The organism is Lactobacillus ultunensis DSM 16047, from assembly GCF_001436305.1.
Lineage (GTDB): Bacteria > Bacillota > Bacilli > Lactobacillales > Lactobacillaceae > Lactobacillus > Lactobacillus ultunensis.
Genome location: NZ_AZFO01000015.1, coordinates 1 through 21,992, shown reverse-complemented (window position 1 = coordinate 21,992; position 21,992 = coordinate 1). Strand labels below are relative to the sequence as shown.

General features: G+C 36.3%; 19 protein-coding genes. 18 read left to right on the top strand and 1 reads right to left on the bottom strand.

Annotated elements, in window-relative coordinates; genetic code table 11:
- Positions 1-46: 46 nt before the first annotated feature.
- From rimP to FC57_RS05590, 14 genes are all read left to right on the top strand, one after another.
- A complete protein-coding gene (gene rimP / locus FC57_RS05660) occupies positions 47-523 on the top strand; it encodes a ribosome maturation factor RimP (protein ID WP_040529718.1) in 477 nt (158 codons plus the stop codon).
- 19 nt (positions 524-542) lie between these two features.
- On the top strand, positions 543-1,739 hold the full coding sequence (gene nusA / locus FC57_RS05655) for a transcription termination factor NusA (RefSeq protein ID WP_040529868.1): 1,197 nt from the start codon (positions 543-545) through the stop codon (positions 1,737-1,739).
- 8 nt (positions 1,740-1,747) lie between these two features.
- Positions 1,748-2,044 (top strand): RNase P modulator RnpM, encoded by a 297-nt coding sequence (gene rnpM / locus FC57_RS05650; RefSeq protein WP_148449498.1) that lies wholly within the window; start codon positions 1,748-1,750, stop codon positions 2,042-2,044.
- Between the two features lie 2 nt (positions 2,045-2,046).
- Positions 2,047-2,358 (top strand): L7Ae/L30e/S12e/Gadd45 family ribosomal protein, encoded by a 312-nt coding sequence (locus FC57_RS05645; RefSeq protein WP_007126313.1) that lies wholly within the window; start codon positions 2,047-2,049, stop codon positions 2,356-2,358.
- Positions 2,359-2,362: 4 nt separating this feature from the next.
- Entirely contained in the window at positions 2,363-4,957 is a 2,595-nt protein-coding gene (infB, locus tag FC57_RS05640; protein ID WP_040529717.1) for a translation initiation factor IF-2, read from the top strand.
- Positions 4,958-4,976: 19 nt separating this feature from the next.
- Positions 4,977-5,342 carry a ribosome-binding factor A gene (locus FC57_RS05635; protein WP_007126311.1) on the top strand — a complete coding sequence of 122 codons (366 nt, stop codon included), beginning with the start codon at positions 4,977-4,979 and terminating at the stop codon, positions 5,340-5,342.
- 50 nt (positions 5,343-5,392) lie between these two features.
- Positions 5,393-6,286, top strand: coding sequence for a tRNA pseudouridine(55) synthase TruB (gene truB / locus FC57_RS05630; protein ID WP_007126310.1), 894 nt, complete (start codon positions 5,393-5,395; stop codon positions 6,284-6,286).
- Positions 6,287-6,306: 20 nt separating this feature from the next.
- Complete coding sequence (gene ribF / locus FC57_RS05625) at positions 6,307-7,248, top strand: riboflavin biosynthesis protein RibF (protein ID WP_007126309.1); 942 nt, start codon at positions 6,307-6,309, stop codon at positions 7,246-7,248.
- 249 nt (positions 7,249-7,497) lie between these two features.
- Positions 7,498-9,012 (top strand): ribosomal protection-like ABC-F family protein, encoded by a 1,515-nt coding sequence (abc-f, locus tag FC57_RS05620; RefSeq protein ID WP_007126308.1) that lies wholly within the window; start codon positions 7,498-7,500, stop codon positions 9,010-9,012.
- A 97-nt stretch (positions 9,013-9,109) separates the two neighbouring features.
- Entirely contained in the window at positions 9,110-10,159 is a 1,050-nt protein-coding gene (gene hrcA, locus FC57_RS05615) for a heat-inducible transcriptional repressor HrcA (protein WP_040529716.1), read from the top strand.
- Between the two features lie 12 nt (positions 10,160-10,171).
- A complete protein-coding gene (grpE, locus tag FC57_RS05610; RefSeq protein WP_007126306.1) occupies positions 10,172-10,756 on the top strand; it encodes a nucleotide exchange factor GrpE in 585 nt (194 codons plus the stop codon).
- Between the two features lie 16 nt (positions 10,757-10,772).
- Positions 10,773-12,635 carry a molecular chaperone DnaK gene (dnaK, locus tag FC57_RS05605; RefSeq protein ID WP_007126305.1) on the top strand — a complete coding sequence of 621 codons (1,863 nt, stop codon included), beginning with the start codon at positions 10,773-10,775 and terminating at the stop codon, positions 12,633-12,635.
- 82 nt (positions 12,636-12,717) lie between these two features.
- On the top strand, positions 12,718-13,875 hold the full coding sequence (dnaJ, locus tag FC57_RS05600) for a molecular chaperone DnaJ (RefSeq protein ID WP_007126304.1): 1,158 nt from the start codon (positions 12,718-12,720) through the stop codon (positions 13,873-13,875).
- Between the two features lie 209 nt (positions 13,876-14,084).
- Positions 14,085-15,299 carry an MFS transporter gene (locus FC57_RS05590; RefSeq protein ID WP_007126303.1) on the top strand — a complete coding sequence of 405 codons (1,215 nt, stop codon included), beginning with the start codon at positions 14,085-14,087 and terminating at the stop codon, positions 15,297-15,299.
- A 46-nt stretch (positions 15,300-15,345) separates the two neighbouring features.
- Here the strand turns inward: FC57_RS05590 and FC57_RS05585 are convergent, their stop codons facing one another.
- Complete coding sequence (locus FC57_RS05585) at positions 15,346-16,008, bottom strand: hypothetical protein (protein WP_007126302.1); 663 nt, start codon at positions 16,006-16,008, stop codon at positions 15,346-15,348.
- Between the two features lie 217 nt (positions 16,009-16,225).
- On the opposite strand from FC57_RS05585, the gene lepA reads away from it, so the two are divergent.
- The 4 genes from lepA (at position 16,226) to FC57_RS05565 (ending at position 21,788) form a co-directional block, all read left to right on the top strand.
- A complete protein-coding gene (lepA, locus tag FC57_RS05580) occupies positions 16,226-18,064 on the top strand; it encodes a translation elongation factor 4 (protein ID WP_007126301.1) in 1,839 nt (612 codons plus the stop codon).
- Positions 18,065-18,073: 9 nt separating this feature from the next.
- The gene (locus tag FC57_RS05575) at positions 18,074-18,763 is read left to right on the top strand and encodes a class A sortase (protein WP_007126300.1); all 690 of its coding nucleotides are present in this window, start codon (positions 18,074-18,076) and stop codon (positions 18,761-18,763) included.
- A 119-nt stretch (positions 18,764-18,882) separates the two neighbouring features.
- Positions 18,883-21,156, top strand: coding sequence for a single-stranded-DNA-specific exonuclease RecJ (gene recJ / locus FC57_RS05570; RefSeq protein WP_040529865.1), 2,274 nt, complete (start codon positions 18,883-18,885; stop codon positions 21,154-21,156).
- Positions 21,157-21,260: 104 nt separating this feature from the next.
- Positions 21,261-21,788 carry an adenine phosphoribosyltransferase gene (locus tag FC57_RS05565; protein ID WP_007126298.1) on the top strand — a complete coding sequence of 176 codons (528 nt, stop codon included), beginning with the start codon at positions 21,261-21,263 and terminating at the stop codon, positions 21,786-21,788.
- The last annotated feature ends 204 nt before the right edge of the window (positions 21,789-21,992 follow it).

Sequence of the window (21,992 nt, the reverse complement as noted above, 5' to 3'; positions counted from 1 at the left end):
TCGAGTGAGCAGTAATGCTCACTCTTTTTATTACGGAGGAAAATTTTTGTCTAAAGTTATAGATCTTGTTCGTCCAGTTGTCGAATCGATTATCGATGAACATGGCGACATGTTGGTTGATATGGAGTATGTAACAGAAAAGGGTAAAAAATATTTGCGTATATACGTAGATCGTGAACCAGATGGAATTGATATTGATGAAATCGCAGCCTTGAGTGAATTAGTTTCAGAAAAACTAGATTCACTCAATCCAGATCCTTTTCCTGAGCCATATGTTTTGGAGCTATCATCGCCAGGTGCAGAGCGACCAATTAAAACTGCTGCTGACTGGAAGAGAGCCTTGAATGATTATATTCATATTGGTCTTTATCAAAAAGTTGAGGATAAAAAGGTGTATGAAGGTACGCTCAAGTCCTATAATGATGATGAGATTGTATTGGAAATAAAGGATAAGACAAGACGAAAAACATTAACTGTTCCCCGTAAGTTAATTGCAAATGTTCGTTTTGCAATTGAATTTTAGAAAGGCTGATCAAAAACTTATGTCTAAAGAAATGCTAGAAGCGTTTGCCACTTTGGAAAAGACCAAGGGCATTAAACAAGATGTTATTATTGATGCAATTAAGGCCGCTTTGGTAGCTGCATATAAAAAGAATTATAATCAAGCACAAAACGTTGAAGTTGATTTTGATGAAAGAAAAGGCAACTTTAAGGTCATGGCAGTAAAGACGGTTGTTGATGAAGTTCAAGATGATCGCCTGGAAGTTAGTTTGAAAGATGCTTTAGCAATTAATCGTGCATATGAAGTTGGCGATGAAATTCGTTTTGAAGTAACACCAAAGAATTTTGGCCGAATTGCTGCTCAAACAGCTAAGCAAGTTATCATGCAACGCTTACGTGAAGCTGAGAGAAACCATATTATCGATGAATATTCTCAATATGAAGATGAATTGGTAACTGGTACAGTTGAAAGACGCGACAATCGTTTTGTTTATGTTAAAATTGGCAACGTTGAAGCAGTAATGCCTCATCGTGATCAGATGTCAAATGAAGTTTACAATCCACAAGATCAAATCCGTGTCTTAGTAACCCATGTCGGTTCTGATTCAAAAGGTGCGCAAATTACTGTTTCAAGAACTGCACCTGATATGGTTAAGAGATTATTTGAACAAGAAGTTCCTGAAATTTATGACGGAACTGTTGAAATTGTATCAATTGCTCGTGAGGCTGGAGATCGTACCAAGATGGCAGTTAAGTCCAATGATCCAAATATTGATCCAGTTGGTACTTGTGTTGGTCAAAAGGGTACGCGTGTTCAAAACGTTGTTAATGAACTTGGTGGAGAAAATATTGATATTGTTAAATATGAAGATGATCCATCAGACTTTATTGCTAATGCATTAAATCCAGCAGAAGTAATTGCTGTTCAATTTGGTGAAGATGAAGACGAAAAGAGTGCTTTAGTAATTGTTCCAGATTATCAATTGTCTCTTGCTATTGGTAAAAAAGGTCAAAATGTGCGTTTAGCAGCACGTTTGACAGGATATAAGATTGATATTCGTCCAGAATCTGAAGTAGAATTTGTCGATGAAAAGTCAACAGATAATACTACAGAAACAGATAACAATGCCAATAATGAAGCTGAAAATACTAAGAATTCTGATAGTGAAGAAGCTTCTGATAAGACATCATCAGATATTGATGAAAATACAAGCGCTGATGATAATACTGAAGAATAGGTGATTTTTTGAAAAAAAGAAAAATCCCAATGCGGAAGGATTTATTGACCGATACAATGCAGCCAAAAAAGGAATTGGTACGTATTGTGATTGATAAGGAAAAGAATGTATCTGTTGATCCTACTGGTAAAAAAGCAGGACGAGGTGCATATGTTTCATTAGATCCAACAAAGATTGAAGCTGCTAAAGAAAAACATGTGTTGGACCGTAGCTTAGGTGCAAAGGTTCCAGACAGTTTTTACGATGAGCTTTATACTTATGTTGATCATCAAAAAGCAAGAAAAGAATTATTTGGTGATAAATAAGATTGCAGAATAGACAAAAAGCAATTAATTTGTTAGGTTTAGCAGAGCGCGCTGGTAAATTAACAACTGGTGCAGAAACTGTAATTAATAACCTTAATAGACGAAAAATTAAAGCGATCATCATGGCCAGTGATATTCATGATAATACTGCTGAAAAAGTTGATCGTGTAGCCAGAAAAAATAGTATTCCGATAATAAACTCGTTTTCTGCTGCTGAATTGTCTCAAGCAATTGGCAAAAAGCGAAAAGTTTTAGGATTAACTGATGCTGGTTTTACCAAAGCGTTAGTTAAAAGAATAAATGAAGGAGTGTGATTGGATGGCAAAGAAAAGAATTTATGAAGTCGCAAAAGAAGTTGGCGTCGATAATAAAGTTGTAGTCCAAAAAGCAAAGGATTTGGGCTTTGATGTGAAAAATCATATGTCATCAATAGATGATTCACAGGTTACAAAGTTAAAGAGCAGTTTCCAAAACTCCGCTCCCGCTAAAAAGAATAGTAAGATTAAGATCTCAGTTTCTTCAATTCGTAAGAATGAAAAGAAACAAGAAGATAATGCTGCCCCAAAGAAGGCAAGAAAACGCAATAATAAACGTCGTAATGATCGCAATCGTGAAAAGAAGAATGAACGCAATCATAAAAATAATTCGGGTAAGCCAAAGGCAGCTGCTTTGTTGCAGCAATTCAAGCAAAAGCAACGTGCTGAAGAGGGCCAATTAAATCGTGAGGCTCAAAAAGCTAAAAAAGAATATCACGAACAATTGAAACATCCAAAACAAGAACAAGCAGTGAAGAATAAGAAGAAACCAACTAAAGAAAGTACTAAGAAAAAATCAGAACCAGTGGAAAAGAAAGTTATTGGTCCTAAGATTCTCAAACCATCTCCAGCTCGTTTAAAGAAGAGCCAACCTTCAGCTAATGAACGAGTTGCTGCTAAGGTAACTATTCCTGAAGCTCCAAAAGATGAGAAACGTGGAAATGGTCGCGGCAGAAACATGGGTAAACCTGGTCGTAAGGGTAAGAACCAATTCTTTAATGGTCATAATGAACATTCTGATCGTTCTGAAAGAAAACGTCGTAAGAATAAGAAGCGTCAACAAGAACAAAAGCCAAAGAAGCAACCAACCAAGCGTAAGGAACGTCCATTACCAGATGTGTTAGTTTATGAAGAAGGTATGAATGCTCAAGATCTTGGTAAGCTTCTTCATAGAGAACCAGCTGAAATTGTGAAGAAATTATTCATGCTTGGTGTAATGACTAATCAAAACCAATCTTTGGATAAAGACACAATTGAACTTTTGGCTGCAGAATACAATATTGATGCTAAGCAAAAGGTTCATGAAGATATCTCTGATATTGATACTCTTTACAACAAGAGAATGGAAGCATCAAAGAAGTCTAAGAACCAAGTTAAACGTCCACCAGTTGTTACTATTATGGGACACGTTGACCACGGTAAAACTACTTTGCTTGATCGTCTTCGTCATACTCATGTTTCAGCTCATGAAGCTGGTGGTATTACTCAGAAGATCGGTGCCTACCAAGTTCGTTTGGATAATCGCTTAATTACTTTCTTAGATACTCCAGGACACGCAGCCTTTTCAAACATGCGTGCTCGTGGTGCTGAGATCACTGATATTGTTGTCTTAGTTGTTGCTGCAGACGATGGTGTAATGCCTCAGACTGTTGAAGCTATTGATCATGCCAAGAGTGCCAAGGTGCCAATTATTGTAGCTATTAACAAGATTGATAAGCCGGGTGCTAACCCACAACACGTAACCGAAGAATTAATGAAGTACAACTTAATTCCAGAAGATTACGGTGGTGACACCATTTACGTTAATATTTCAGCTAAGACTGGACAAAATGTGGATGATTTGTTACAAATGATTTTGCTTCAAGCCGATGTGATGGAACTTAAAGCCAACCCAACTGAAATGGCTATTGGTACTGTAATTGAAGCTCGCTTATCACGTGGACGTGGACCTGTTGCCGACGTTTTGATCCAACAAGGTACTTTGAATATTGGTGATCCAATTGTTGTTGGTGATACATTCGGTCGTGTACGTACTATGACTAACGATCGTGGTCGTCAAGTTAAGAAAGCTACACCATCAGAACCTGTTGAAATTACTGGTTTGAATGATGTCCCAGAATCAGCAGATAAGTTGGTTGAATTTAAGGATGAAAAGACAGCTAGAAGTGTTGGTGAAGCTAGAGCTCAACAAGCTTTGCAAAAGTCTCGTGAGAATGTTCAACATGTAACTCTTGATAACCTCTTCGATACTATGAAGAAGGAAAACATGAAGGAAGTTGACATTGTTCTTAAAGCTGATGTTCAAGGTTCTGTTGAAGCCTTACAACAATCACTTGAAAAGATCGAAGTTGAGGGCGTTCGTGTAAATATTATTCACTCTGGTGTAGGTGCCATTAATGAATCAGATGTTACCTTAGCTGGTGCTTCAAATGCATTTATTATCGGTTTCAATGTTCGCCCAACTGCAACTGCTAAGAGTCAAGCTGAAACTGAAGGCGTAGATATTCGTCTTTACAGTATCATCTACAAAGCTATTGATGACGTAACTGCAGCTATGAAGGGTATGCTTGAACCAACTTATGAAGAAAAGGTTATCGGTAACCTTACTGTTCGTGAAACTTGGAAGGTTTCAAAGGTTGGTACTATTGCCGGTTCATTCGTAGACAAGGGTGTCGTTAAGAATGATTCTAAGATTAGAGTTATCCGTGACGGTATTGTTAAGTACGATGGCGAAATTGCATCATTGAAGAGATTTAAGGATGATGTCAAGGAAGTTAAGCAAGGTAACGATTGTGGTTTAACTATTAAGGATTACAACGATATTAAAGTCGGCGACGAATTCGAAGTTTATGAAATGCAACAAGTTGAACCTAAGTAATAATTTTTAGGAGGAAAACATGAAGCATAGAATTGGTCGTGTAGAAGGAGAAATCCTTCGTGAATTAACCAAAATTTTGCAAAAGAACATTCGCGATCCTCGTTTAAGTGAAGTTACAATCACTGCTGTAGAATGTACGAATGATCTGTCATATGCAACTGTCTACTATAGTTTATTGACTGAAGACGCAGAGAAGGAAAAAGAAGTTGAAGAAGGTCTTGAAAAAGCAAAAGGCATGATGCGTCATTTGCTTGGACAAACTTTGACTGTTTATAAAGTTCCTGAACTTATTTTTAAGCGTGATAATTCAGTTAAATATGGTAGCAAGATTGACCGTTTAATTGCAGAAGTTAAGAAACAAGATGCAGAACGGGCAAGTAAGTAAAAGAAGCGCCGTAAGGCGCTTTTTTTGTTGAAATACAGATAGGATTATTTATGTTAAATGGAATTTTAGTTATTGATAAGGATAAAGGCATGACTAGTGCTGATGTAGTTTATCATTTACGAAAAGCACTTCATATTAAAAAAATGGGTCATGCAGGTACTTTAGATCCAGAAGTTACTGGAGTTTTACCAATTGCAATAGGCCAAGCAACTAAATTGATTGAAATGATGCATAAGCGCCCTAAAGAGTATCAGGGATCAGGTCTGTTGGGTTATGCTACAGATTCATATGATACTTCTGGAACAATTTTAAGAGAGCAAAAACTAAATCAACCTTTTTCCGCTCAAGAAATTCAAGCTAGTATGTCTACGTTTAAAGGAAAAATTGAACAGGTACCACCTATCTATTCGGCTGTTAAAGTTAATGGTAAGCATCTATATGAGTATGCACGTGAGGGAATTTCTGTGGAGCGGCCAAAACGTGTAGTAGATATTTATGCATATGATTTAGTTAATGAGCCACAATTTGATCCAGAAAATGGTCAAGAGCGCTTTGACTTCAAAATCAAATGCAGTAAAGGCACTTATGTGAGATCTTTAGTGAACGACCTTGGTGAAAAAATAAATGTTCCTGCTGTTATGACTTATCTAAGACGAACAGCAAGTTCTGGTTTCGATCTTTCACAAGCAGTAAAACTTAACGAGATCGAAGAACATCCTGAAGAAGCTGAAAAGTTGATTCAACCTATTGATGCTTTTTTCAAAGATTATGAAACAATTGATTTATCTGAAGGAAAATGGCTAAAAGTTAAAAATGGAGCATGGATTTCCTTAGAAACAGATGCTAAAAAGGTCGCATTAAGGTACAATAAAAAAGTTAAGGCAATTTATGAGAATAAAGGGAAGCTTTATTGCCCAAGTTTGATGTTGCTTCAAAATGAATAATTGAAACGAAGGAATTAGTTGTGAAAATCGTTCATTTAACTTACCCAGTTAAAGAAAATATTTTGTCATCTAAAATTGTGCTGGCTTTAGGTTTCTTTGATGGTGTTCATTTAGGTCATCAAAGATTAGTTCGACGTGCTAAAGAAATAGCGGAACAGAAGAATTTACCTTTGGTAGTTATGACTTTTGATCGACATCCTAAAGAAATTTATGAGGATAAGAAGAATTTTAAATATTTAGAAACCCTTGAAGAAAAAGCCGATAAAATGACAGAGTTAGGTGTCGATTATTTAGCAGTGATGCCTTTTACTAAAAAATTTAGTTCTATTGGGGCACAAGATTTTGTTGATAATGTAATTGTCAAACTAAATGCTGACACAGTTGTCGCAGGTTTTGATTATACTTATGGCCCTAAAGAGATTGCTAATATGGAACATTTACCTGATTTTGCAAAAGGTAGATTTGACATTGTGATGATGCCTAAGCAAATTTTTGAAGGTAAAAAAATCGGGTCTACTGAAATACGGCAAGCAATCAAAGATGGCAAGATGGAATTAGCTTATGAGTTGATGGGTCATCATTATGTGATGAGTGGAACCATTGGACATGGTAAACGTAATGGTCATAAGCTTGGTTTTCCAACAGCTAACCTCATATGGGCAGAACATAAAGTGATTCCTAAGATTGGGGTTTATGCTACTAAAACTGAAATTGATGGTAAGTGGTATGAGTCAATGACAAGTGTTGGTTATAATGTCACGATTGGCCAACCAGATAAAATTTATATTGAGTCAAATTTGTTTGATTTTAATCAAGATGTATATGGTAAGCCTATGAAAATAAAATGGTATAAATATACACGTGGTGAGGTCAAGTTTGATAGTCTTGATGAATTAAAAGATCAATTAATGAAAGATAAGACTGAAATTAAGGCTTATTTTGATCAAGAAGTTGCAAACTAGCAAATTAGATGATATATTTAAAACATCAATTGAAATTTACGTTTAGAAAGAAGGATGTCCGTTGCGTCTTTAATCTTGCAAAATGAAGCATAGTTTAATAATTTCTCTTTTTTATGAGGGAGTTACTATGCACTTTTGTCAAGATTAGACGTGGACGGTTTATCCTTTTTTTTCATATTTATAAGAAAATAAGAGGAGAGTCTATGCTGGGACAAAAGTGTGGGCTCTCTTTTTGCGTGAGGTGATTTGATGAGCAACATTAAGATTACTAATCTTTCCTTTAAATATGACGATGCAAGTTTTAATATTTTCAACAATTTAAATTTGAACTTAGACAGTACATGGAAATTAGGACTAGTTGGTAGAAACGGAAGGGGCAAAACTACTTTCTTAAATTTGTTAAGAGGTAAGTTAACGGGTTTAGGAAAAATTCAGAGTAAACTGACTTTTTCATATTTTCCTCTTCAGATTAAGAATCCTGAGAATATTACTTTATATGAGTTACAAGAGCAAGCTAACTTTGAAGAATGGGAGCTTGAACGAGAACTGAATTTGATGAATACCGATCCAGATCTGCTTTGGCAACCGTTTGAAACTTTAAGTGGTGGTGAGCAAACTAAAGTATTGTTAGCTTTATCATTTACTGATAGGGATGTATTTCCACTGATTGATGAGCCAACGAACCATTTGGATGAAGATAGCCGAAAGCAAGTTGCAGATTATCTGAAAAAGCATGATAAAGGCTATATCGTAGTTAGTCATGATCGTGATTTCTTGAATGAAGTGACTGATCATATTTTGGCAATTGAAAATACTGAGATTCATTTGTATCAAGGTAACTACGCTAGTTATGAGGGTACAAAGAACAAGCGTGATGAGTTTAACCGTGAAAAGAATGAAAAACTAAAGAATGAGGTTCGCAGGTTGAATGATTCACTGCAGAAGAACCTAATGTTTGCGGAAAGGTCTGAAAGCACCAAAAATAGTGCTCGAAAATTTAAGGGAAAAATTAATCACCGAGCTTTTCATTCTTTACGATTTGATGTAACAAAAATAGCCGCCAATGATATGAGACGTGCTAAAAATATTGAGCACAGACTTAATAAAAATATCGAAGCCAAAAAAGGATTGATGACTAACATCGAGGATGTACCAGATTTGACGATGAATTTTGATCCAAATTATCATCAAACTTTGCTTGAAACCCGGCATTTATCTTTGAGTATTCAGGGTAAAGAATTGTTTAAAGATTTAAATCTTCAGGTTGAGAATCATGGCGTAGTTTCACTTGAAGGTAAAAATGGATCTGGTAAGTCAACGTTTTTAAAATTTCTGCTAGGTCAAACTACTGATATTTCTTATAAAGGTAAGTCAGAGTTAGCTAATGGTTTGAGGATTTCGTACCTGCCACAAGACTTTACAGAATATAGTGGTACCTTGAAAGAGTTTGCCGAGAAGCAAAAGATTTCGTATGAAGAACTGCTCAATAACTTGAAAAAAATGGGTTTTCCAAGAGAAAGCTTTGCAACAAAAATTGAAGAAATGAGTATGGGTCAGCAGAAACGGGTAGCACTAGCAAAGTCTTTAGTTGAACCAGCAAATTTGTATTTATGGGATGAACCTGCAAACTACTTAGACGTTTTTAATCAAGATCAATTAATTAAGCTTCTAAAAGAAAAGCAGCCTGCCATGCTATTAATAGAGCATGATCAATACTTTATTCAGCAAGTTGCTAAGCAGAGAATAAAACTACAAAAAGTTTAAAATAAGTTAGCACTCGGGTTGCATTATTGCTAATTTTTAGTATAATAGAATCTGTTAGCACCTAAGAGATATGAGTGCTAAAAGTGAGGGCGATAATATGTTGACCGAACGTCAAGAGCTTATTTTAAAAACAATAATTACGGACTTTACAAAAACGCATGAGCCCGTTGGCTCAAAAACGGTAATGAAACAGTTGCCAATTAAGGTATCGAGTGCAACAATTCGTAATGAAATGGCTGTACTAGAGGATCAAGGCTTAATTGAAAAGACGCACTCTTCTAGTGGTAGAATTCCTTCAAGTGACGGATATCGTTATTATCTAGATAACTTAGTTGAGCCGTTGCAATTACCAGAGTCCGTTTATACCACGATTGGCAGTCAATTGAATCGACCTTTCCATCAAGTAAACGAAATCGTACAAGAAGCAGCACGCATCTTGTCTGATTTGACTAACTATACTGCTTTTGCAGAGGGACCTGAAAGTCAAGATGTTAAAGTTACTGGTTTTAGGATTGTTCCTTTATCTGAAAGACAAATAATGGCAATCTTAGTAACTAGTAATGGTAATGTCCAAAATCAAATCTATGCTTTGCCACATAATATTCATGGTGAAGAAATTGAAAAAGCAGTTCGCATGATCAATGATCAATTGGTTGGCAAGAGTTTAAAAGAGATCAATATATCATTATTAGATGAGTTAGCCAAGACAGAGCTAGGCAGTGAACATGTTACTGAGCTTTTAAGTTTGGTGGAGGATGTCTTAAAAGATGCTGCTAGTGAGCAGATGTATGTTGATGGACAAATTAATTTGTTAAACAATACGTCTGAGCATAATGTGAACGATATTCGTTCTCTGTATGAGTTGATTGATCGTGACAATCTGTTTTCTAATTTGATGGATGCAAGGGCCGATCCAAAGACTGAAAAGTATCCAGTCAAAGTTAAATTAGGATCAGAATTGCCTAATGATTTATTAAAGAATTATAGTTTGCTGACTGCTGAATATAGCGTCGGCTCCCATGGTAAAGGAACAATCGCTTTACTTGGGCCAACAAATATGCCGTATTCACAAATGATTGGACTTCTTGAATATTTCAGAAATGAATTAGCTAAGAAGTTGCTTGATTATTACGGTAAATTTCAATAGAGGAGGCTAGCCGTGAGTAAAGAAGAGTTTCCTAGCGAAAAAGATTTAGATAAAAAAGAAAACACTTCTAAACCTGAAAAAACTGTCAAGAAAGAGACAGTGAAGGGTAAAGAAAATAAAAAAGATGATCAAGATCAAAAGTTAGCTAAAGAATTAGCTGACTTAAAAGAGAAGAATAAAGATCTTGAAGATAAATATTTGCGTAGCGAAGCAGAAATCCAAAATATGCAAAATCGTTATTCTAAAGAAAGAGCGCAACTTATCAAATACGAATCTCAAAGCTTAGCAAAAGACATTTTGCCTGCAATGGACAATTTGGAAAGAGCTTTAAGCGTTAAAGCCGATGATGATGTGTCTAAACAGTTGAAGAAAGGTGTTCAAATGACCCTTGATTCACTGAATAAGGCTCTGAAAGATCACGGTATTGTTGAGATTGAGGCTGAAGGCGTTAAATTTGATCCGACATTGCATCAAGCTGTTCAAACAGTGGCAGCTGAGAATGATGATCAAAAAGATCACGTTGTTCAGGTTTTACAAAAAGGATATCAATATAAAGATCGGACACTAAGACCAGCTATGGTTGTAGTTGCTCAATAAGAGAGGAAGTTTATACATGTCAAAAGTTATTGGTATTGACCTCGGAACTACTAACTCAGCAGTTGCAGTTCTTGAAGGTAAAGAACCAAAGATTATTACTAACCCAGAAGGTAACCGTACTACTCCATCTGTAGTTGCCTTTAAAGATGGCGAAATTCAAGTTGGTGAAGTTGCAAAGCGTCAAGCTATTACCAACCCAAACACTATCGTTTCAATTAAGCGTCACATGGGTGAAGCTGATTACAAGGTTAAAGTTGGTGACAAGAGTTACACACCTCAAGAAATTTCAGCATTCATTTTACAATACATTAAGAAATTCTCAGAAGACTACTTAGGTGAAAAAGTTACAGATGCAGTTATTACTGTTCCTGCTTACTTCAACGACGCTCAACGTCAAGCTACTAAGGATGCTGGTAAGATTGCCGGCTTAAACGTTAAGAGAATCATCAACGAACCTACTGCTTCAGCTTTAGCCTTTGGTTTGAACAAAGACCAAGATGAAAAAGTATTGGTTTACGACCTTGGTGGTGGTACTTTCGATGTTTCCGTACTTCAATTAGGTGACGGTGTCTTCCAAGTATTGTCAACTAACGGTGATACTCACCTTGGTGGTGATGACTTCGATAAGCGGATCATGGATTGGCTTATTAAGAACTTCAAGGATGAAAATGGCGTTGACTTGTCTAAAGACAAGATGGCAATGCAAAGATTAAAGGATGCTGCTGAAAAGGCTAAGAAAGACTTATCAGGCGTATCTACTACTCATATTTCACTTCCATTCATTTCTGCTGGCGAAAGTGGTCCACTTCACCTTGAAGCTGACTTAACTCGTGCTAAGTTTGATGAATTGACTAGTGACTTAGTTGACAAGACTAAGGTTCCATTTGATAATGCTTTAAAGGATGCTGGTCTTACTGTTAACGATATTGATAAAGTTATCTTAAACGGTGGTTCAACTCGTATTCCTGCTGTTCAAAAGGCAGTAAAGGAATGGGCTGGTAAGGAACCAGACCACTCAATCAACCCAGATGAAGCTGTTGCCTTAGGTGCTGCTATTCAAGGTGGTGTTATTTCAGGTGACGTTAAGGATATCGTTTTACTTGATGTTACTCCATTGTCACTTGGTATTGAAACCATGGGTGGTGTCTTTACTAAGTTAATTGATAGAAACACTACTATTCCAACCTCAAAGAGTCAAATCTTCTCAACTGCTGCAGATAACCAACCAGCCGTAGATGTTCACGTATTGCAAGGTGAACGTCCAATGGCTGCAGATGACAAGACTCTTGGTCGATTTGAATTAACTGATATTCCACCTGCACCACGTGGTGTTCCTCAAATTCAAGTTACCTTCGATATTGATAAGAACGGTATCGTAAATGTATCTGCTAAGGATATGGGTACTGGTAAGGAACAAAAGATTACCATTAAGAGTTCATCCGGTTTGTCAGATGAAGAAATCAAACGTATGCAAAAGGATGCTGAAGAACACGCTGACGAAGATAAGAAGCGTAAGGAAGAAGCAGACCTTAGAAACGAAGTTGATCAATTAATCTTCACCACTGACAAGACTTTGAAGGAAACTAAGGGTAAGCTTTCAGACAGTGATCGTAAGCCAGTTGAAGATGCTCTTGAAGCTTTGAAGAAGGCTCAAAAGGATAACAACTTGGATGAAATGAAGGAAAAGAAAGATGCTTTGTCCAAGGCTGCTCAAGACTTAGCTGTTAAGCTTTACCAACAAAATGGTGGAGCACAAGGTGCAGCCGGTCAAACTGGACCTCAAGCAGGCCCACAAGGCCCTCAAGGTGGTAACCCAAACAACGGTAATAACGGTGGTGCCCAAGATGGTGAATTCCACAAGGTAGATCCAAACAAGTAATGGGTTTATAATTAAACAAAAGGAGAAGAGAACTACCCATTGAGTAGTTCTTTTCTTTTGAAAACTATAAGGAGTTCAGTGAATGGCACAAGAAGATTATTATAAAGTGCTTGGCGTTGATCGTAACGCGAGTGAACAAGAAATAAATAAGGCGTATCGTAAATTAGCCAAGAAGTATCACCCAGATTTAAACCACGCACCTGGTGCCGAAGAAAAGTATAAGCAAGTAAATGAAGCTTATGAAGTTCTTCATGATAAGCAAAAGCGTGCTCAGTATGATCAATTTGGATCAGCTGGTGTAAACGGCCAAGGTGGTTTTGGTGGCGGTGCTGGTCAAGGTTTTGGCGGTGCCGGTTTTGATACGTCAGGTTTTGGCGACTTTGGTGATATCTTTGGTGACATTTTTGGTCAAGGTACTCGTCAACAAAGAGTTGATCCAACTGCACCACAACGTGGACAAGATTTGGATTATACTTTGACAATTGATTTCATGGATGCAATCAAGGGAAAGAAGACGCAAGTCAGCTATACTCGTGATGAGACCTGTGAAACTTGTGGTGGCAATGGCTGCGAGAAGGGTACTCACCCAGTAACTTGTGATAAATGTCATGGTACTGGTTATATGACAATTACTCAACGATCAATGTTGGGAATGATTCGTCGTCAAACTACTTGTGATAAGTGTCATGGTCGTGGTGTACTTATCGAGCATCCATGTAAAACTTGTCATGGCAAGGGTACTGTTGAACGAAAGAATACTATTGAAGTAGATATTCCAGCCGGAATTGATAATGGTCAACAACTTCGTTATCAAGGCCAAGGTGAAGCCGGGATTAACGGTGGACCTTATGGTGATCTTTACATTAATTACCGGATTAAGCCTTCTAAAGACTTTGAACGTCGTGGTCAAAATATTTATACAGAAGTGCCAATTTCATTTGCTCAAGCAACTTTAGGTGATGAAATTACCATTAAGACTGTTCATGGTGATGTTAAATTGACTATTCCAGCTGGTACGCAACCTAATAAGAAATTTACGTTGCGTGGTCAAGGCGTGCCTTACCTTCGTGGTAATGGTAATGGTGATCAGATTACGACTATCAACATTGTGATTCCTAAGCATATCAATGATAAGCAGAAGGAAGATTTGACTAAGTTTGTTCACGATGGTGGTGGCAATATTACTCCACAAGAAAAAGGCTTTTTTGAAAGACTTAAAGATAAATTAAGTGGAGAATAGAGTTTAAAAAATATAAAAATTGAGGCGTTGAAGCTACAAGTTGTAGTTTCAACGCCTTTTTGTTGTGAATCTATAAAGAATATTTACTTAAATAAAAATAAGAGTATAATTAAGATCAAATTTATAAATCGAAATATTAGGAAGCACAAATTTGCAAAAGAATTCAATAACAAATATGTAAAGTTTAAACTAGATGGTAGTGATTGAAAATGCTAGCAAAATTAAAATATGCATCCCGATCTGCATATTTATACCTCTTTGGTACCTTTATCTCTAATTTGGGTGATGGAATATTCACCTTAATCATTTCCAAAGTACTATATGACAAAACAGGATCTGTATCTGCATTCGGTTTAGTATTAATCGTTCAAAATTTAGCATCATTTTTGTTAAATTTGGTTGCAGGTTATGTTGCTGATATCAAACGACCGCAGCTTATCTCAGAAATTGCTGATAGCTTGCGCGGAATAATATTGATTCTGAGCGTAATCTTTCTAGGTGCAGGAGACATTGTGACCATCCTAATGATTTCGATGATTCTGTTAAATCTGATCATGCCGTTCTTCAGAGCTGCCAATTTTAAAATTGTAGCTAGTATTCAAAGAGGCAAGTTGCGTTTACTCTCGTTGAACGGACTGCGTAGTTCGGTTAATCAGAGTGGGCAACTGCTTGGTGTGGCCTTGGCTACGCCTCTGATTGCTTTAAATCTGACCAGATTGGCATTAGTAATTGATGCAATTACGTTTTTTACATCTGTTTTTTGCACGTTCTTTCTAAAGTTTAGAAGAGAACGACAGACTGAAACAAGCAACAATTTAGGATTAAAACAGCTCTATACGGATTGGTTTAAGTTGCTTAAATCATTGTTTATTTCCAAAAAGCTGTTTTTACTAGTATTTTTTGCCTCAATTGATTCAGTAATTGTAGCATTTATTAACTTGATGGAAATAAAATATGCTACTGCGATCTTAAAGAATTCGGTATATTTAACTGTTTTAGATGGAACTTTTGCTTTAGGAGCAATGTTAAATTTTACTGTCATCTATTTAATCTTTGAAAAATTTGCTTTTGCACGTATATCATGGTCTGGTTTATTTTTTCAAGCAGTAGGATTTATTGGTCTGACTTTGACTAGGTCAGTCTACGTAGCTACTGCATTTATGTTTATCATTGGCATTTTTAATGGCGCATCCCAATCACTCTTTCAAACTCAGCTTCACGTAAGTTTTGCTAATGAGATGAAAGGGAAGATATCTAGTTTGAGGGATGCGATGGTAGCGCTGCTTAACATTATCATGATTCCGATCTTCTCACGTTTGCTTAACCTAAACCTTAAGTTAGGTTTCGTAATCTTCAGTATTAGTATTGTAATTATCTGTGTTACAATCTTTTATGCGTTTAATCAAAAGAAACTACAAAAATAACGCACTGCATGATTAGCAATGCGCTATTTCTTTTACTCTAAATTGATTACATAGTGTGGTGTACCTTTTGTTTAGCATAAAGGTCATCTTGGAAGCCCCAGAAGTGCTTCAAAACTCTCTTAACAATCCTGTCTTCCTTTAAAATGTCAGGGTTGTCGCTGGCACGCATCTTCAAATAGTCGATCAATGGACGACCATCGCCATCTACATAGCTTTGAGCAACTTGGCAAATGTGCTTCATATGGTGCAAATCTTTTTCAGTTTGGTCAGGAAGTTCTTCTTCTTCACGACGGGTTTCAAGCAATTGCTCCATAAAGTATAAGTTCAAATGACGAGTTTTTTCAGCAACGCTCATGATCAAAACAGTTTGATCATTAGTGTTTGGTAACCATGAGTGACCAAAGTGAATGTTCATTTCATTTTCGTCTAAGTATTCACGTTTCCAATATTGCCAGTAAACTTGTTGCATTGAGCCACTTTCAGAAATACTCAGATAATCATCAATTAAGTTGTCAGTGGAATTTTCTTGTAATTCTTCAGCAATCTTTTCTTTGATGTTGGAGTTAAGTTCCTTTTCAAAATGGTATTCAGTAACTTTACCAATACCACAGTCAATTACACGGTCGCCTTTTAATACAAAAACAGCCATGTGTTCTCTACCGAAAGGTAAAGAATATTCTCTTGTTTGTAAGCTATTTTCTTCACTCATTTTTGTGCCTCTAGTTCTACAAACTAATTTTTTACTTATGACATCAGAAGTTTTAATCTTCTAAAAAACAGTATACACGTTTTTAGTTAATATAAGCAAGCGCTTACATCAATTTACAAAATAAAAAGTGCTTGTTTACTTTTTGGTCCAATAATTTTATAAGATTCGCTTCCTTTGCTATAATTAACAGGATAGAAATAAAAGGGTGCATTTATTTATGGATTTAGAAAAATTAAAAGACTATCAAAAACACATTCGAAATTTTGCTATCGTGGCGCATATTGACCACGGTAAATCAACTATTGCTGACAGAATTTTGGAGTTGACTGATACAGTTAGTCAACGTCAGCTTAAAAATCAAATGTTAGATGATATGCCACTTGAACGTCAACGTGGGATTACCATTAAGATGAACTCCGTTGAAGTTAAATATCATGCTGAAGATGGTGAGGATTATATTTTCCATTTAATCGATACACCAGGACACGTAGACTTTTCTTATGAAGTTTCACGTTCTTTAGCAGCCTGTGAAGGGGCTTTAATGGTAGTTGATGCTTCTCAAGGTGTTCAAGCACAAACTTTGGCCAATACTTATTTAGCAATTGATGATGATTTGGCAATTTTACCGGTAATCAACAAGATTGACTTGCCATCTGCTGATATTCCTAAGACCAAGGAAGAAATTGAAGAAATGTTAGGTTTGGATGCTTCAGAAGCTGCTGAAGTTTCCGGAAAAACTGGTCAAGGCATTAAGGATATGTTGGAGAAAGTAGTTAAAGATATTCCAGCTCCTGCCGGAGATATTACTGCTCCTTTGAAGGCTCTGATTTTTGACTCTAAATATGATGACTATCGTGGAGTCGTTATGTCTGTCAAAATTGAAGATGGAACTGTTAAGCCTGGTGATCGAATTCAAATTATGAATACTGGCAAGGAATACGAAGTTACTGAAGTCGGTGTTTCTAGTCCTCATCCAATTAAGAAGGATATTCTGATTGCCGGAGATGTTGGTTATATTACTGCCAATATTAAGTCCGTTCGTGAAACGCGTGTTGGTGATACGATTACACAAGCAGATAATCCAACTGCAGAACCACTTCCAGGCTACCGTCAGATTCCACCAATGGTTTACTCTGGTATGTATCCAGTTGATAACCGTGATTATGAAGATTTAAAAGAAGCTCTGCAAAAGTTGCAATTAAATGATGCTGCTTTGGAATTCGAACCAGAAACTTCAACTGCTTTAGGTTTTGGTTTCCGTTGCGGTTTCTTAGGCTTGCTTCACATGGATGTTGTTCAAGAACGATTAGAGCAGGAATTTGATCTTGATTTAATTATGACAGCTCCATCTGTTGACTATCACGCAATTATGAATGATGGTTCAACGAAAGTAATTGATAATCCATCTGATTTACCAGATGCCGGTGAGTACAAGGAAGTTCAGGAACCTTATGTTAAAGCAGAAATTATGGTGCCAAATGATTTCGTTGGTCCTGTAATGGAACTCTGTCAACGTAAACGTGGCGAATTTGTCACGATGGATTATCTTGATAAATACCGTGTAAATGTAATTTACAATATGCCATTAGCTGAAATTATTTTTGACTTCTTTGATGATTTGAAGTCCTCAACTAAAGGGTATGCTTCACTCGATTACGAAATAACAGGCTATCGTGCTACTGATTTGGTCAAGATTGATATTTTGCTTAATAAGGAACCAATTGATGCATTGAGCTTTATTGCTCATAGAAGTGAAGCTCAAGAGCGTGCTCGTCAGATGACTTCGATGCTTAAAAAATTAATTCCACGGCAGAACTTTGAAGTTGATATTCAAGGTGCGATTGGTGCCAAGATTATTTCACGGGCTACGATTAAGCCATATCGTAAGGATGTTACTTGGAAGATCCATACTGGGGACCCTGATCGTCGTGCCAAGCTGTTGGAAAAACAGAAACGCGGTAAAAAGAGAATGAAGGCCGTCGGTAAAGTAGAAGTTCCACAGGATGCTTTCATGGCAGTGCTTAAGATGAATGATGATGACATAAAAGGTAAGTGATAATAGATTATGGCTAAGAAAAAGCAGAGAAGTAATGTTAGTACAATTGTAATCAGAGTTCTAGCTATAATTCTTCTGATTGTTGGAATTGCTCTTATTTTTAATAAACAAATAGGCAACCAAATGATTAGTCATAATCAGACTTCAGCTTTGTCAGGTTTGACGCGAAAACAAATTGAGCAAAATCAGAAGAAAAAGGGCATGTACGATTTTACAAAGGTCAAATCAATGGGCATTGCTCAGGCAACTCGTTCTCAAATTAAGAAAACTTCAGGTGCAATTGGTGCTTTAGCTATTCCTGATGTAAACATGTATCTGCCAGTCATGTTAGGGATGTCTGATGATGCCATGTCTACTGGTGGTGGAACAATGCGTGCTAACCAAGTAATGGGCAAGGGCAATTATCCGCTCGCTGGTCACTATATGACCGCTAAAGGAATTCTATTTTCTCCACTTGAAGACGTTAAAAAAGGCGAATTAATCTATCTAACTGACTTGAAGAAGGTCTATGTCTATCGAATTTATATGAAGAAGATTGTTGATCCTTCTGCAGTTTGGTTAGTTAACAATACTAAGAAAAATATTGTTACCCTAATTACTTGTGCTGATGGTGGTGCTAATAGATGGGCGATTCGTGGAAATCTAATTAAGACTACGAAAGCAAACGATGAAAATCTGCGCGTTTTCAAATTGAAATAATCAGCAATCTTTTAACAGGTATGAATTTGCGTTAGAATTATAAATAGATTTTTCAATAAAGACACTCATTGTGAGTGCCTTTTAGTTTTTATGAAGAAATGCAGGGTGTTTTTACAGTAATGAAATGGCAACAGAATAAAGCTGAAGAATTGTCATCAGATTTAGTTGAAAAATATCAATTAAGTCCAATTGCAGCTCAACTTTTTGCTTTACGTGGTATTAATACAGATGAAAAGCTAGATTTTTGGTTCAATGCAACAGAAGAAAATTTAGCTGATCCGTCTTTGATGCATGATATGGATAAAGCAATCGATCGTATTAATCAGGCGATTGATAATGGTGAAAAGATTACTATCTATGGTGACTATGATGCGGATGGAATTACTGCCACAACAATTATGACAGAGACTCTTAGCATTTTAGGTGCTGATGTGCATTACTTTATACCAGATCGTTTTAAAGACGGCTATGGTCCTAATATTGATCGTTACAAGGACATCGTTGCTGACGGCACTAAGCTGATTATTACTGTAGATAATGGTGTTACTGGGATTGATGAAGTTAAATATGCCAAAGACCATGGCGTTGACACTATCGTAACGGATCACCATACTTTTCAAGAGAATAAGCCAGATGCTTGTGCAATTGTTCACTGTAATTATCCTGGTCAAAAGTATCCTTTTGATGACTACTGTGGAGCTGGCGTTGCTTATACTATTTGCCGTGGTTTAATGCAAGATACTATGCCAGAGCTTCTTGATTTAGCCATGATTGGGACCATTGGTGATATGGTTAAAGTTACAGGCGAAGGCCATGTAATTGTTAAGCGTGGTTTAGAGGTACTGAATCAAACTGAACGTCCTGGTTTAAGAGCTTTAATTAAAAATGCTGGCTTAACTATGGGGACGATTAATGAAACGGATGTTGGTTTTAACATTGCTCCTCGTTTAAATGCAGTTGGTCGTCTAGCGAATGCAAATTTGGCAGTTGAACTTTTGCTTAGCGATGACGATGTTGAAGCACAAAAAATTGCTGATCAAATTGAAGACTTGAATAACCAACGAAAGGAGTTAACTACTAAAGTTTATGATCGCTGCATGCAGCTGATTCGAGAAAATAGCTGGCAGAAGCAAAATACTCTTGTTTTGTACAATCCAGATTTTCATGAAGGAGTTCTCGGTTTAGTAGCTAACAAAATTGTAGAAAAAACACATAAGCCAACAATTGTTTTAACTAAAAATAAGAAAGGCGAAATTAAAGGTTCCGGTCGATCTATTGATGGTTTTAACTTGTTTGATGCGCTTAATCCGCTAAAAGATGATCTATTTACCAAATTTGGCGGACATGATTTTGCATGTGGTTTATCTATGACGGAGGATAAAATAGCTCCGTTAAGAGAAAAGCTTGAACAAGGCTTCCATGTTGAAGGCGGATTGGAAAGTCGAAAATATGATATGGAATTACCAATGAAAGATCTTTCGCCTCAGACTTTGGCTAAGATTAATCAAGTTGGGCCTTTTGGAACAGGGGATGCACAACCTGTTTTTAGTATTTCTAATCCAACAATTACCCAATTTTATAAGATTGGTAAAGATAAAAATCATGTAAAATTCACCGCTGCTAAAAATGGCGGTAGCTTGTCTGTAATCGGTTTTAATAAGGATTTCTTGAATAACAATTTGTTGCCGTTTATATCAAAGGTTTTTGTACAACTCTCTTTAAATACTTTTCGTAAACAAGTTTCATTACAAGGAATTATTGAAGGAATTGAATTTGCTTCACCAAAATTAGCAGTACCAACACCGGTAATAGATTTGAGACAGGAAAAGTTAGTGATGGGCTTTGCCGATCGTTACTTGCTGTTTGATAAGAAAAATATTCCAATTGTACGTAATCGTCTACAAATTAGTGATAATAAAATTAGTTTAGTAAAAGATTATGATCAATCAGGAGAAACAGTTGCTTTGCTTGATGTACCTCATAATCAGGTTGAATTAAACGCTGCCTTAGAGAAAAATTATCATCAGATATATTTACGCTTTTTACTTGATCAATTACCAGTTGAACAAATTCCAGCTAAAAGCTATTTTAGCAAAGTACTGAAATATATTTATGCTCATCCGACTCTTAGTCCAGATGATTATCGAATGGTTGCCCCATATATTGGTTTAGATTATGATAGCGTCTTGTTTATTCTGCGTGTTTTCTTTGAATTGGGTTTTGTTAAATTAGATGAGGGTAAACTAGTAGGTGAAAATAATCCTAAAAAACAGCCGTTAACAGCTTCCAAGTATTTAATGGCTACCAGTTCTCAAATTAAGTTTGTAAATCAATTGAGAACAATGCCTACTCAAAAATTAATTACGTATGTTAATAATGTGGCGAATAATTAGATAAATATCAAGTTTTCAATGCTTTTAGCTAAAAAATTTGGTAAAATATACAAGTCAAAAGTGTTTGAATACAAACACAAAGATTTTTGGAGGTTTTTCTTCTTATGGCAATTGATTTTAGTAAATATATCGCAAGTGTTAAGGACTTTCCTAACAAGGGAATTGTCTTCCGTGATATTACACCTATTTTGCAAGATGGCGACTTATATCGTGCAGCAACACATGAATTAGCAGAGTATGCTAAGGAAAAGAATGCTGACGTTATTGTTGGTCCTGAAGCACGTGGCTTTATTGTAGGTTGTCCTGTTGCAACTGAATTAGGCATTGGTTTTGTTCCAGCAAGAAAGCCTCATAAGTTGCCTAGAGAAGTTGAACGTGCTTCATATGATTTGGAATACGGTTCAAACAGCCTGGAAATGCATAAAGACGCTATTAAGCCAGGGCAAAGAGTAGTTGTTTGTGATGACTTGATGGCTACTGCTGGGACCTTAAGAGCCTCTAAGGAATTAATTGAAAACCTTGGCGGTAAGTTAGTTGGTGCAGCATTTTACATTAAATTACCTGATTTGAAGGGTAGAGAGAAATTGCCTGATGTTGATATTTACAGTTTAGTTCAATATCATGGCGCTTAGTTAAAGTCGGTTAAAGCCTTGATGCAATTGGCATCAAGGCTTTTTTGTTTTACTTTAAGATGTTAAGATAGCGGACAAAAAATGAGTAAAAAATAAATATTATTATCTTATAAGTAACTTTTGTTGACTTTAGTTTGAAATAAGACGATAGTAATAATTGTAAAAGATAAAAGCGCTTACTTTGATACATTCCCTGTCAAGTAG

Bases quoted from the DNA above. Each gene is read 5' to 3' on its own strand.
- nusA (WP_040529868.1), top strand. From the start codon at position 543: ATGTCTAAAGAAATGCTAGAAGCGTTTGCCACTTTGGAAAAGACCAAG.
- infB (WP_040529717.1), top strand. From the start codon at position 2,363: ATGGCAAAGAAAAGAATTTATGAAGTCGCAAAAGAAGTTGGCGTCGAT.
- FC57_RS05635 (WP_007126311.1), top strand. From the start codon at position 4,977: ATGAAGCATAGAATTGGTCGTGTAGAAGGAGAAATCCTTCGTGAATTA.
- truB (WP_007126310.1), top strand. From the start codon at position 5,393: ATGTTAAATGGAATTTTAGTTATTGATAAGGATAAAGGCATGACTAGT.
- abc-f (WP_007126308.1), top strand. From the start codon at position 7,498: ATGAGCAACATTAAGATTACTAATCTTTCCTTTAAATATGACGATGCA.
- hrcA (WP_040529716.1), top strand. From the start codon at position 9,110: ATGTTGACCGAACGTCAAGAGCTTATTTTAAAAACAATAATTACGGAC.
- dnaK (WP_007126305.1), top strand. From the start codon at position 10,773: ATGTCAAAAGTTATTGGTATTGACCTCGGAACTACTAACTCAGCAGTT.
- dnaJ (WP_007126304.1), top strand. From the start codon at position 12,718: ATGGCACAAGAAGATTATTATAAAGTGCTTGGCGTTGATCGTAACGCG.
- FC57_RS05590 (WP_007126303.1), top strand. From the start codon at position 14,085: ATGCTAGCAAAATTAAAATATGCATCCCGATCTGCATATTTATACCTC.
- FC57_RS05585 (WP_007126302.1), bottom strand. From the start codon at position 16,008: ATGAGTGAAGAAAATAGCTTACAAACAAGAGAATATTCTTTACCTTTC.
- lepA (WP_007126301.1), top strand. From the start codon at position 16,226: ATGGATTTAGAAAAATTAAAAGACTATCAAAAACACATTCGAAATTTT.
- FC57_RS05575 (WP_007126300.1), top strand. From the start codon at position 18,074: ATGGCTAAGAAAAAGCAGAGAAGTAATGTTAGTACAATTGTAATCAGA.
- recJ (WP_040529865.1), top strand. From the start codon at position 18,883: ATGAAATGGCAACAGAATAAAGCTGAAGAATTGTCATCAGATTTAGTT.
- FC57_RS05565 (WP_007126298.1), top strand. From the start codon at position 21,261: ATGGCAATTGATTTTAGTAAATATATCGCAAGTGTTAAGGACTTTCCT.